Annotated in this window: 9 protein-coding genes and 1 riboswitch; of the genes, 8 read left to right on the plus strand and 1 reads right to left on the minus strand. The window is 69.7% G+C overall.

The window, feature by feature from the left end:
- Positions 1-212: 212 nt before the first annotated feature.
- The 3 genes from serA (at position 213) to L6E10_RS38590 (ending at position 6,655) form a co-directional block, all read left to right on the plus strand.
- On the plus strand, positions 213-1,808 hold the full coding sequence (gene serA / locus L6E10_RS38580) for a phosphoglycerate dehydrogenase (protein ID WP_240012042.1): 1,596 nt from the start codon (positions 213-215) through the stop codon (positions 1,806-1,808).
- A gap of 237 nt (positions 1,809-2,045) precedes the next feature.
- Positions 2,046-5,321 carry a S8 family serine peptidase gene (locus L6E10_RS38585; RefSeq protein WP_374237653.1) on the plus strand — a complete coding sequence of 1,092 codons (3,276 nt, stop codon included), beginning with the start codon at positions 2,046-2,048 and terminating at the stop codon, positions 5,319-5,321.
- 296 nt (positions 5,322-5,617) lie between these two features.
- Positions 5,618-6,655 carry a 3-isopropylmalate dehydrogenase gene (locus L6E10_RS38590; RefSeq protein ID WP_191301032.1) on the plus strand — a complete coding sequence of 346 codons (1,038 nt, stop codon included), beginning with the start codon at positions 5,618-5,620 and terminating at the stop codon, positions 6,653-6,655.
- A 73-nt stretch (positions 6,656-6,728) separates the two neighbouring features.
- Here the strand turns inward: L6E10_RS38590 and L6E10_RS38595 are convergent, their stop codons facing one another.
- Positions 6,729-7,148, minus strand: coding sequence for a YciI family protein (locus tag L6E10_RS38595; protein ID WP_236225127.1), 420 nt, complete (start codon positions 7,146-7,148; stop codon positions 6,729-6,731).
- Between the two features lie 131 nt (positions 7,149-7,279).
- A riboswitch (cobalamin riboswitch) is annotated at positions 7,280-7,355 on the plus strand.
- A gap of 53 nt (positions 7,356-7,408) precedes the next feature.
- On the opposite strand from L6E10_RS38595, the gene L6E10_RS38600 reads away from it, so the two are divergent.
- The 5 genes from L6E10_RS38600 to L6E10_RS38620 all read left to right on the plus strand — a co-directional run bounded on the left by L6E10_RS38600 (position 7,409) and on the right by L6E10_RS38620 (position 12,772).
- A complete protein-coding gene (locus tag L6E10_RS38600; RefSeq protein WP_236225128.1) occupies positions 7,409-8,431 on the plus strand; it encodes an iron ABC transporter permease in 1,023 nt (340 codons plus the stop codon).
- Entirely contained in the window at positions 8,431-9,171 is a 741-nt protein-coding gene (locus tag L6E10_RS38605) for an ABC transporter ATP-binding protein (RefSeq protein WP_236225129.1), read from the plus strand. Before L6E10_RS38600 ends, L6E10_RS38605 begins: the two co-directional genes overlap by 1 nt.
- A complete protein-coding gene (locus L6E10_RS38610) occupies positions 9,168-10,145 on the plus strand; it encodes an ABC transporter substrate-binding protein (RefSeq protein ID WP_236225130.1) in 978 nt (325 codons plus the stop codon). The genes L6E10_RS38605 and L6E10_RS38610 overlap by 4 nt, the downstream gene beginning before the upstream one ends.
- Before the next feature lie 267 nt (positions 10,146-10,412).
- Entirely contained in the window at positions 10,413-11,996 is a 1,584-nt protein-coding gene (gene cimA / locus L6E10_RS38615; protein WP_236225131.1) for a citramalate synthase, read from the plus strand.
- A gap of 17 nt (positions 11,997-12,013) precedes the next feature.
- Entirely contained in the window at positions 12,014-12,772 is a 759-nt protein-coding gene (locus L6E10_RS38620; protein ID WP_236225132.1) for a fumarylacetoacetate hydrolase family protein, read from the plus strand.
- Positions 12,773-12,804: the final 32 nt, after the last annotated feature.

The following is a 12,804-nucleotide window of genomic DNA, read 5'->3' on the forward strand; positions in this document are numbered from 1 at the left end:
GGGCGTCACCCTCACAGGTGAACCCCACGTAGACCCCCACCCACTCCCATACTCCAAGACGCCGACAGTGACCTGAGCCACCCGCTGGAAGGCGCGAGCGAGCCCGGTGTCTATGCTCGTTAACAGTCCGGACACATTGCGGTGCCCGGTCGGCGCGGGCCAGCCGCCCCCGACCACGCCCGCGCCCCACGATCCGACCCTTCCTGGGAGCGATGTCCGTGAGCAACACGAGCCGACCCGTTGTCCTCATCGCCGAGAAGCTCGCGCCGTCCGTGCTCGACGCTCTCGGCGACGGCGTCGAAGTGCGCCACGTAGACGGCACCGACCGCCCGGCCCTCCTCAAGGCCGTCGCGGATGCCGACGCCCTGCTGGTCCGCTCCGCCACCCAGGTCAACGCCGAGGTCTTCGCGGCCACCCGCAAGCTCAAGGTCGTTGCCCGTGCCGGTGTCGGTCTCGACAACGTCGAGGTCCCGGCGGCCACGCAGAACGGCGTGATGGTCGTCAACGCGCCGACGTCGAACATCGTCAGCGCCGCCGAGCACGCCGTCGCGCTCCTGCTCAGCGTCGCGCGCCAGATCCCGGCCGCGCACGAGACGCTGCAGAACCACGAGTGGAAGCGCTCCAAGTTCAACGGCGTCGAGATCAACGGCAAGACGGTCGGCGTGGTCGGCCTCGGCAAGATCGGCCAGCTGTTCGCGCAGCGCATCGCCGCGTTCGGCGTCGAGCTCATCGCCTACGACCCGTACGTCTCGGCCGCGCGCGCCGCCCAGCTCGGCATCGAGCTCGTGAGCCTCGAGGAGCTGCTGGAGCGCGCCGACGCGATCAGCATCCACCTGCCGAAGACGCCGGAGACCAAGGGTCTCATCGGCGCCGAGCAGCTGGCCAAGGCCAAGCGCGGCGTCATCATCGTCAACGCCGCCCGCGGTGGCCTCATCGACGAGGAGGCCCTCGCCGAGGCGGTCAAGGAGGGCCAGGTCGGCGGCGCCGGCATCGACGTGTTCTCCACCGAGCCCACGACCGAGAGCCCGCTGTTCAACGTGCCGGGCATCGTCGTCACGCCGCACCTCGGCGCGTCCACGGCCGAGGCGCAGGACCGCGCGGGCACCGACGTCGCGAAGAGCGTCATCCTCGCGCTGGCCGGCGAGTTCGTGCCGGACGCCGTGAACGTCCAGGGCGGCGCTGTCGGCGAGGAGGTCCGCCCGTACCTGCCGCTGGTGCAGAAGCTCGGCACCGTCCTCAGTGCACTCTCGCCCAAGGCCCCGACCAGCGTCACCGTCGAGGTCCGCGGCGAACTGTCCAATGAGGACGTCGAGATCCTGCCGCTCGCCGCTCTGCGCGGTGTGTTCTCCAAGGTCGTCGAGTCGCAGGTGACGTTCGTGAACGCGCCGAGCCTCGCCGCGGACCTCGGCGTGACGGTCGAGCTCACCAAGGAGACCGAGAGCCCGAACCACCGCAGCCTCGTCACGGTCAGGGCCGTGCAGGCGGACGGCACGACGAACAGCGTGTCCGGCACCATCAGCGGCATCGCGCAGGTCGAGAAGCTGGTGAACATCAACGGCCGCAACTTCGACCTCAGGGCCGAAGGCACCGTGCTGCTGCTGGAGTACCCGGACCGCCCGGGCGTCATGGGCACGGTCGGCACGCTGCTCGGCGAGGCCGGCGTGAACATCGAGGCCGCGCAGATCAGCCAGACCGGCAGCGACGCCGTCATGGTGCTGCGCGTCGACCGCCCGGTCGACACGCAGGTCCTCGACCCGATCGGTGCCGCCGTCGGTGCGCGCACGGTCCGCTCTGTCGACTTCGGATAGTCACGACATACGGGAAGGGGACGGTCAAAGTCCCCTTCCCGTGTCTATCGCTGTTCACAACGAACGCGTAACAGGCAACTATCCGTAGACCATATTCATACTTTCGGGGCAATCGCAGAGACACGCTCAGCGATTAGCGTCCCCACGAGGTTGACCCGGTGCCGTAGAGGGCGCGGCGCCGTTCGGGTCGAAGGCACACACCTCGGTTGGGGCAACGTTGTGAAAAGACGATCGAGTCTGGTGGTGTTCTCTGCCATCACCACACTGCTGATCGCACCCGCCACGGCACAGGCTCAGGGCGAACCGCTCGCGCAGCCGGTCAAGGGTGCACAGGGGCTGGACGCGAAAGCGTTGCACCTCAAGGTCTCTCCCAGGCTGAACTCGTCCGGCGCGGTGACCGCGTTCGTCGCGCTCGACCGCAAGCCGGCCGTCGACGCGTTCGACGAGAAGAAGAGCCAGGGCAAGGAGGCCGCCAAGCAGGCGGCCAAGCAGGCGAAGAACGACGTGTCCGCCACCGCGGACCAGGTCGTCGGCCAGCTCAGGAGCGCGGACGCCGGGACCAGGGAGCTGTACCGCACCTCCAACGGCGTCCCCGGCGTCGTCGTGAAGGCGGACGCGGCGAAGGTCCGCGAGCTCGCGCAGCGCCCGGACGTCCTCGCGGTCTACCCGGTCGTGCCGAAGAAGCGCCAGAACTCGAACGCCGTCCAGCTCACCAGGACGCTCAACGTCTGGCAGCAGTACGGCAAGCTCGGCGACGACGTCCGGGTCGGCATCATCGACACCGGCGTCGACCACACCCACGCGAACTTCGGCGGCCCCGGCACGGTGGACGCGTTCCGCGCCGTCGACCCGCGCGTGAAGGACCCGAACTTCCCGACCGCGAAGGTCGTCGGCGGTTACGACTTCGTGGGCGAGGAGTACGACGGCGCCAGCGAGGACCCGGCGATCAACACGCCGAAGCCCGACCCGAACCCGATCGACTGCAACGGCCACGGCTCGCACGTCGCGGGCACCGCGGCCGGCTTCGGCGAGAACGCCGACGGCAGCACGTTCTCCGGTGACTACACCAAGCTCGACGCCGAGAAGCTCAACGCGATGAAGATCGGCCCCGGCACCGCGCCGAAGGCCCTGATCTACGCGCTCAAGGTCTTCGGCTGCGACGGCTCGACCAACGTCACCTCGCAGGCGCTGGACTGGTCGCTCGACCCCGACGGTGACGGCGACTTCTCCGACCACCTCGACGTGGTCAACCTGTCGCTCGGCTCCGACTACGGCGCCCCGGACGACCCCGACAGCCTCTTCGTGAAGAAGCTGTACAAGGTCGGCGTCATGCCGGTCTTCTCCGCGGGCAACGGCGGCGACCTCTACGACATCGGCGGCTCGCCGGGCAACACGCCCGAGGCGCTGACGGTGGCGTCCGTGCGCGACTCGTACGTGCTGCGCGACGGCGCCGAGGTGCAGGGCCAGGGCCTCAAGCCCGGTCAGTACAGCCAGAACTTCGCCGGCTACCTCGGCTACGACAAGACGCTGCCGGTCGTGAAGCTGACGCAGGCGGGCAACCTCGACGGCTGCCAGCCGATCACCGACGCCGTCGCCGGCAGGTTCGTCTGGCTGGAGTGGGACGACAACGACGCCACGCGCCGCTGCGGTTCGGGCGCCCGTGCCAACAACGTGCAGGCCGCCGGTGGCCAGGGCGTGCTGCTGTCCTCCACCCTGGAGAACTTCGCCGCGGGCATCGCGGGCAACGCGGCCATCCCGATGTTCCAGTTCACCGGTTCGGCCACCGCGGCGGTCCGCCCGGCGCTGGACGCGGGCACGCTGACCGTCCGCCTCGCGGGCGAGCTGCGCACGTCGACCCCGACGTACGACCAGTCCATTTCGGACACCCCCAGCGCGTTCACCAGCCGCGGCACCCGCAGCGGTTCGATCAAGCCGGACGTCGCGGCGCCCGGTGACACGATCTCGTCGGCCGCCGTCGGTTCCGGTGACGACCGATCGGTGATCTCCGGCACGTCGATGGCGTCCCCGCACGTCGCCGGCATCGCCGCCCTGGTCCGCCAGGCGCACCCGGACTGGACGCTCGAGGAGGTCAAGGCCTCGATCATGAACACCGCCGGTGCGGACGTGAAGGAGGACGGCAAGACCTTCGCGCCCAACCGGGTCGGCACGGGCCGCGTGGACGGCAAGTCCGCGATCGACAACCAGGTCCTCGCGTACGTGGAGGAGGACAACGGCTACGTCAGCGCGAACTTCGGCGTCGTCGAGGTCTCCGAGCCGGTGCGGAAGACCAAGACCATCAAGATCGTCAACAAGTCGACGAAGGCCGTCGAGTACGAGGTCGGCTACACCGCGGCCACGACGATCCCCGGCGTGAGCTACGTGCTCTCGCAGGACAGGGTGAAGCTGAGCCCGCGCGGCGTCGCCCGCGTCAAGGTGACGCTGAAGATCGACGACCCGAAGGCGCTGCGCAAGACCGTCGACCCGACGGTCGCCCCGACGCAGCTCGACGTGCCGCGCCAGTTCCTCGCGGACGCCTCCGGTCGCGTGACCTTCACGCCGACCGCCGGTGCCGCGGTGCCGCTGCGCCTTTCCGTCTACTCGGCGCCCAAGCCCGTCGCGGACATCTCCACGGCCGGCAGCCTCCGCTTCCGGGGCAAGGACACGCAGGCGGTGCTCAACCTGACCGGCCGCGGCGTCGACCAGGGCACGGGCTCGCAGGCGTACCGCTCGCTCGTCAGCGTGCTCGAGCTGCAGGCCCAGTCGCCGAAGCTGCGCGACTGCCGCCGCAACGTCACCGAGAACTGCGCGCTCAACGAGACCGCCAAGGGCGGCGACCTCCGCTACGTCGGCGCGGCCTCCACGGCCCCGCTCGCCAAGGCGCAGGGCAAGCCCGAGGAGTCGCTGCTCGCGTTCGGTGTCGCGACGTGGGGCAACTGGTACAACCTCGGCATCAACACGGTCCCGTTCGTCGACATCGACACCAACGGTGACGGCACGGCGGACTTCGAGGTCTACGCGAGCCGCCTGACCGACACCGACCTCCTGGTCGCGACCACCGTCGACCTGAAGACGGGCGAGACGGTCGACATCCAGGGCGTCAACGGCCTGTTCGGCGACGTGGACGCGAACGTGTCCGACACCAACGTCGTGGTCCTGCCGGTGCTGCTGTCGGCACTGGGCATCGACGCGACGAAGGACACCTCGCGCCTCACGTACACCGTCGGCACCGCGGGCTACTACCCGGCGCCGGGCAACGCGAACAAGCTGATCGACGTCATCGACCGCCCGCTGTCCTTCGACCCGCTCAAGCCGGGTCTGTGGGCGCAGGGCGGCGGCGACGCGGCGCTGGCACACGTCGCCAAGCCGGGCACCGCTCTCGTGGTGAACAAGGACGACGCGGCTCTCAAGGCCGACAAGTCCGAGGGCCTGCTGGTCCTGCACCACCACAACGCCAACGGCGACCGCGCGTCGGTCGTCACGGTGAGGCCGAGCGGCCGGGGCGGCGCCTACTAGGCACCGCGGGCCACGGCCAGATCGGATGTTTCACGAGAGGCCCGGTTCTCCTCGGAGAGCCGGGCCTCTCGGTCTGTCACAGGGTGGAACTGCCGGTTGTCACCCCTTGACGCGACCCCCTTCCTGCGGTCGAGTGACACTCGAAAGCGGGCAATGGGCCGTGTGAGTGTCCCGCAGTACGGGAGATAACACCCCGAAGGGGTGTCCGGCATGCGGCGAGCGGCCGCGGTGGCGGTAGCCTTTCGCAGAGGAAAGTAGTCCCACCAATTGGGGACTGACACCTGGGAGGTGTGTGGATGCGGCTCGCAGTGATCCCAGGAGACGGGATCGGGCCCGAGGTCATCGCTGAGGCCCTGAAGGTCCTCGGTGAGGTCGTTCCGGCGGCCGAGATCACTCGTTACGACCTCGGCGCGGCGCGCTGGCACGCCACGGGAGAGTTGTTGCCCGAGTCGGTGCTCGGTGAGCTCCGCCAGCACGACGCGATCCTGCTCGGCGCGGTGGGCGACCCGTCGGTGCCGAGCGGAATCCTGGAGCGCGGTCTGCTGCTGCGGCTGCGCTTCGAGCTCGACCACCACGTGAACCTCCGCCCGGCTCGTCTCTACCCCGGTGTCCGCAGCCCGCTCGCGGACCCGCCGGAGATCGACATGGTGGTGGTGCGCGAGGGCACCGAGGGCCCGTACGCGGGCAACGGCGGCCTGCTCCGCAAGGACACGCCGCACGAGATCGCCACCGAGGTCTCGCTGAACACCTCGTTCGGCGTCGAGCGCGTGGTCAGGGACGCCTTCGCGCGTGCCTCGAACCGCCAGCGCCGGCACCTGACGCTGGTGCACAAGACGAACGTCCTCACGCACGCCGGCTCGCTGTGGTCGCGCGTCGTCGAGGAGGTCTCGCTGCAGCACCCGGACGTCACCGTGGCCTACCAGCACGTGGACGCGGCGACCATCCACATGGTCACCGACCCGGGCCGCTACGACGTGATCGTGACGGACAACCTGTTCGGCGACATCCTGACCGACCTCGCCGCCGCCGTCACGGGCGGAATCGGCCTGGCCGCGTCGGGCAACATGGACGTGACCCGTCGCAACCCCTCGATGTTCGAGCCGGTGCACGGTTCCGCGCCGGACATCGCGGGCCAGGGCATCGCCGACCCGACCGCCGCCGTGCTGTCGGTCGCGCTGCTGCTCGACCACCTCGGCGAGCACGAGTCGGCCCGCCGGATCGAGGCCTCCGTGGCGTTCGACCTGGCGACCCGCGACCACCAGTCGCCGGGCGCGACCTACGCGATCGGTGACAGGCTCGCGGCTCTCGTGTCGTCGAACGTGCGCACGGGCTGAGTTCCTCCGCCAGACGTCGTGAAGCCCCGGCCGGGATCTCCCCGGCCGGGGCTTCGGCGTTTCCCCGCACCCGTCAGAGCGAGCCGTTGGCCTCCCGCCACGCGCGCTCCTTCCGGATCCACTCGTTGTCCTGGGGGAACTCGTCGATCGTCGGCACCCTGCGGATCTCGGTCTTGAACCCGGGCCCTGTCATCGGGGCGCGCTTGGCCCACTCGACCGCCTCCTCCCGTGACGAGACGTTGAGGAGGTAGAAGCCGTTGAACAGTTCCTTGGTCTCGCCGTACGGCCCGTCGGTGACGATCGGGGGCTCGGAGGAGAAGTCGACGACGACGCCCTCGGACGCGTCGGCGAGACCCTCGGCGGCGAGCAGGACACCGGCGCGGATCAGTTCCTCGTTGTACTCGCCGACCTCCCGCAGCACCTCGTCGAAGTCGAGCTCGCCCAGGTTCGCGTAACCCTCGTCGGTGGCCCGCATGATCAGCATGTACTTCACGGTGGATCTCCCCGCTCGTGTCCCTGTTCGCCTGCACCCGGAGGTCGAACGGGCCCCCGCCGGATCGACATCACACCGCGAGATTTTCGCGGTTCCTGTTTGCGCAGGTAGGGTCACCGGAGTCGTGCGTGGGGGAAGACCGGTCGAAATCCGGCGCTGACCCGCAACGGTAGGTCCCCGGATGGCCGGGGACGAGCCCGAACACCCGTGCACGGTCGACCGGGAACCAACTCCTGCCGTGGACTGCGGGAAGGGCATCAGTGATCTCCAAGATCAGCGCGCTCGTCGGCGTGCTCGTCGTCAGCGTCGTCGCGGGCGTGGCGCTCGGACCCGTGTCCGTGCCGTTCGGCGTGACGCTCGACCTGCTGCGGGCGGCGCTGACCGGCGGCACGGTCCCCGCGGACCTCGCCGGGCAGTACCACATCGTCTGGGACATCAGGCTGCCGCGCGTCCTGCTCGCCGCCGTCGTCGGGGCGGGGCTCAGCGCGGTCGGCGTCGCGATCCAGGCGATGGTCCGCAACGCCCTGGCCGACCCGTACGTCCTCGGCATCTCCTCGGGCGCGAGCGTGGGCGCGACGGCCGTGGCGACGCTCGGCGTGCTGTCCGGTCTCGGCATCTACGCGTTGTCGGTCGGGGCGTTCCTGACCGGGCTCGGCGCCACCGCCCTCGTCTACATCACCGCGCGCACCAGCCGGGGGCTCACCCCGCTGCGGCTCGTGCTGACCGGGACCGCGCTCGCGTACGGGTTCTCCGCCGTGGCGATGCTGCTGGTGTTCCAGGCGCCGCACGGCGAGGCGGCGCGCGCGGCCATGTTCTGGCTGCTCGGCAGCCTCGGCGGCGCCAACTGGCAGTCGCTGCCGGTCGCCACGGCCGTGACGCTGGCCGGCATCGTCTACCTGGCGGCGAAGGCGCGTCCGCTCAACGCGATGGCGATGGGGGACGAGACCGCGACCACGCTCGGGCTGCGGGTGACGCGGTTCCGCACGCACCTGTTCGTCGTCACCGCGGCGATGACGGGGGTGCTGGTGGCGGTCAGCGGCGCCGTCGGGTTCGTCGGCCTGATGCTGCCGCACCTCACGCGCATGGTCGTCGGCGCGGACCACCGCAAGGTGCTGGCGCTGGCACCGCTCGCCGGGGCCTCGTTCCTCGTGTGGGTGGACGTGGCCGCGCGCATGCTCGCGGCGCCGGAAGAACTGCCCCTCGGCGTCATCACGGCCGCGCTCGGGGTGCCGTGCTTCATCTTCCTGATGCGGCGCCGGTCCTACGTCTTCGGAGGCCGCTGATGCGCGTCGAGCTGCGCGACGTCACCGTCCGGAACATCATCTCCGGCATCACCCTGGACGCCCGCGACGAGGTCGTCGGCATCGTCGGCCCGAACGGCAGCGGCAAGTCGACGACGCTGCGCTGCGTCTACCGCGCCCTGGAACCGGACGCCGGCGTGGTGCTGCTCGACGGCGCGGACGTCCACAAGCGACACGACGTCGCCCGCTCGCTGTCCGCCCTGACGCAGGAGTCGCAGGTCGAGTTCGACTTCACGGTCACCGAGGTCGTGGAGATGGGCAGGCTGCCGCACGACCGCGACCCCGCCCGGGACGCGCGCGTGGTGGCGCGGGCACTGGACGCGGCGGACGTCGCGCACCTGGCGGCGCGCAGCTTCCTCAGCCTCTCCGGCGGCGAACGCCAGCGCGTGCTCATCGCCCGCGCCATCGCCCAGGAACCGCGCGTGCTCGTGCTGGACGAGCCGACCAACCACCTCGACATCCGGCACCAGCTCGACGTGCTGGCGCTGACCCGCGGCCTGGGCGTGACGGTGCTGACCGTGCTGCACGACCTGAACCTCGCCGCGTCCTACTGCGACCGCCTGTACGTCCTCGACGAGGGCCGCGTCGTCGCCTCCGGCACACCCCGCGAGGTGCTGGTGCCGGAGCTCGTCGCCAAGGTCTTCCACGTCACCGCACACGTGGTCACCCATCCCACAACGGGAGTTCCACAGCTCCTGTTCGACCAGGAGGTCACCCCTTGAGGACCGTTCTCTGCGCCGCCCTGCTCCTGCTCTCCGGCTGCGGCGCCACGGTGGCCCAGGAGCCCTCGGACTCCGCGCCGGTGACCGTCACGAACTGCGGTCAGCAGGTCACCTTCGACCGCGTTCCGTCCAAAGTGGTCACGAACGACACCGGCATCACCGAGATGATGTTCGCGCTGGGCCTCGGGGACCGCATGGCGGGCTACGTCGTCAACGGCATCGACACCGTCGACATCCGCACCTCGCCGTGGAAGGCGGACTTCGAGAGCGGGAAACACCTGTCCGACAAGATCTCCAAGGAGGTCGTCCAGGGCGCGAACGCCGACTTCGTCTTCGCCGGCTGGAACTACGGCTTCAGCGAGAGCACCGGCTTCACCCCGGACTCCTTGAAGGAGCTCGGCATCGCGACCTACCAGCTCACCGAGGCGTGCCGCAACGGCGTGGGCAAGCAGCGCGGCATCATGCCCGCCCTCGACGCGCTGTACACGGACCTGCGCAACCTCGGGAAGATCTTCCGCGTCGAGGACGAGGCCGAGGAGCTGGTCAAGGGCTACCAGGAGCAGATCGCCCGCGCCGGCCGGCTGATGGAGGGCAAGCCCCGGCCGAAGGTGTTCCTGTACGACAGCGGGCAGGACCAGCCGTTCACGTCCGGGAGGAACGCGGCGCCGCAGGACGTGATCTCGAAGGCCGGCGGGGAGAACGTCTTCGGCGATCTCAACGACAGCTGGACCACCGTGAACTGGGAGGCCGTGGTGCAGCGCAACCCCGACGTGGTGCTGATCGTGGACTACGCCGACGGGGAGGCCAACACGCCAGAGCAGAAGCAGGCGTTCCTGGAGGGCTTCGCCCCGCTGGCCAACTCGCCCGCGGTGAAGGGCAAGCGGTTCTTCTCACTGCCCTATGCGGCGTTGGTGGAGTCGCCGCGGAACCCGGCCTCTGTCGAGGCGTTCGCGAAGTTCCTCGCCGGGGTCTGATCCCGGGCCGGCTCGCGCGCCCCCGATCCGTTCCGGGCGCACCCGGGCTGCTGTCACACGCGCGACCCCGTGACCAGATAGTGGGAGATTTCCTCCCGTCACTTGGTACCCCGCGCCGGGCTGTGGCAGCATCCCGGACATGGCTCAGCACCTCGCCATCATTATCGACGAGCGCGTCGGGTAGTGCCGCCCCTGGCACCCGACGCGCAGACCTCTCGCATCCCGCGGGGGGTCTTTTTGTTTGCCCGGATGAGGAGATGACCCCCGATGGCCGGCCCGAACGACGACTTCCACGTCTACGACACGACGTTGCGCGATGGCGCACAACGTGAGGGCATTTCGTACTCCGTCACGGACAAGCTCGCTGTGGCGAGGTTGCTGGACGGGCTCGGCGTCGGGTTCATCGAGGGCGGCTGGCCCGGCGCGCTGCCGAAGGACACGGAGTTCTTCGCCCGCGCGGCGGGTGGGGACCTGGAGCTCAAGCACGCAAAGCTGGTGGCGTTCGGGGCCACGCGCAAGGCCGGGCTCAAGGTCGGGGAAGACCCGCAGGTGAAGGCCCTCCTCGACTCCCAGGCGCCGGTGGTCACGCTGGTGGCCAAGTCGGATCTGCGGCACATCGAGCGGGCGTTGCGGACGGACACCGGTGAGAACCTGAAGATGGTGCGCGACACCGTCCGGTTCCTGAAGGACCACGGCAGGCGCGTCTTCCTCGACGCCGAGCACTTCTTCGACGGGTACGCGTTCTCGCCGGACACCAGCCTGCGCGTGCTGGAGTCCGCTGTGGAGGGTGGCGCGGACGTCGTCGTGCTGTGCGACACGAACGGCGGGCAGCTGCCGCTCGGGCTCGCCGAGACCGTCGCGGAGGTCGTCGCGAAGACCGGCTTCCGCGTCGGCATCCACTGCCAGGACGACACGTCCTGCGCCGTGGCGAACACCATCGCGGCCGTTCAGGCGGGCGCGACGCACGTGCAGTGCACTGCCAACGGCTACGGCGAGCGAGCGGGCAACGCGGACCTGTTCGCCGTCGTGGGAAACCTCGTGACCAAGCTCGGCCTGGAGGTGCTCCCGACCGGGGCGCTGGCCGAGCTCACCCGTGTCTCCCATGCGTTGGCCGAGATCGCGAACATCGCACCCGACACCCACCAGGCTTACGTCGGGTCGTCGGCATTCGCCCACAAGGCGGGTCTGCACGCGAGCGCGATCAAGGTGGATCCGGAGCTGTACAACCACATCGATCCGGACACCGTCGGCAACGACATGCGGGTGCTGGTCACCGAGATGGCCGGCCGGGCGAGCATCGAGCTCAAGGGACGTGAGTTCGGGCTCGACCTGGCCGGCCGGTCAGCCGAGGTCGGCAGCGCGCTGAAGCGCGTGAAGGAGCTGGAGGCGAAGGGCTGGTCGTTCGAGGCCGCCGACGCCTCGATGGAGCTGCTGCTGCGGTCCGAGCTGTCCGAGCTGGACACTCCGCCGTTCGCGCTCGAGTCGTACCGGGTGGTGCTCGACCACCGCTCCGACGGCGAGATCGTGTCCGAGGCCACGGTCAAGGTGCACGTGGCGGGGGAGCGGGTCATCGCCACCGCCGAGGGCATCGGGCCCGTGCACGCGCTGGACGCGGCGCTGCGCAAGGCGTTGCTGCCGCACCTGTCCTGGTTGGACGCCGTGGAACTGGCCGACTACAAGGTGCGCATCCTCACCGAGCACCCCGGCACCGACGCCGTGACGCGGGTCCTGGTGGAGTCCACCGACGGCGAGCGCGAGTGGACGACGGTCGGCGTGCACGGCAACATCGTCGAGGCGAGCTGGCTCGCCCTGTGCGACGCCCTCGTCCACAAGGCGATGCGGTCCGGCTGACCTCGTAAACTGGCGCCGTGCGTATCGCCAGGATTGCTCATCCGCAAGGCGTGGCCTTCGTCGAGGTTCAAGGCGACGAGGCCGCGGAAATCGCCGAACACCCCTTCGGCACCCCCACGTTCACCGGCCGCAAGTGGCCGTTGGCGGACGTGCGGCTGCTCGCCCCCATCCTGCCGACGAAGATCATCGGCGTGGGCCGGAACTACGCGGACCACGCCAAGGAGCTCGGCAACGAGGTCCCCGAGGAGCCGCTGCTGTTCTTCAAGCCCAACACGTCGGTGATCGGCCCGAACGTCGAGATCAAGCTCCCGGCGGCGTCCGAGCGCGTCGACTTCGAGGGCGAGGTCGCGGTCATCATCGGCCAGCCGTGCCGGGACGTGCCGCGGTCCAAGGCGGCGGGTGTGGTCATGGGCTACACGATCGCCAACGACGTCACCGCGCGCGACTTGCAGAAGAAGGACGTGCAGTTCACGCGCGCCAAGGGGTTCGACACGTTCTGCCCGTTGGGTCCCTTCATCGAGACCGAGTTCGACCCGTCGGACGTCCGCCTCGTCACCGAGCTGGACGGCGAAGTCAAACAAGACGGACGTACTTCCTCGATGGTGCACGACATCCCGTCGCTCGTGGAGTACGTGTCGGGCATCATGACGTTGCTGCCGGGCGACCTGATCCTGACCGGTACGCCGGCCGGTGTCGGCCCGATGACCGCCGGACAGACGGTCTCGGTGACGGTGGACGGCCTCGGCACGCTCACCAATCCGGTCGCAAATAGGTAGCCGTACGGAGCAATCCGGCGCCCGGCGGCTTA

This window comes from Lentzea sp. CC55, from assembly GCF_021056325.1.
Lineage (GTDB): Bacteria > Actinomycetota > Actinomycetes > Mycobacteriales > Pseudonocardiaceae > Lentzea > Lentzea jiangxiensis.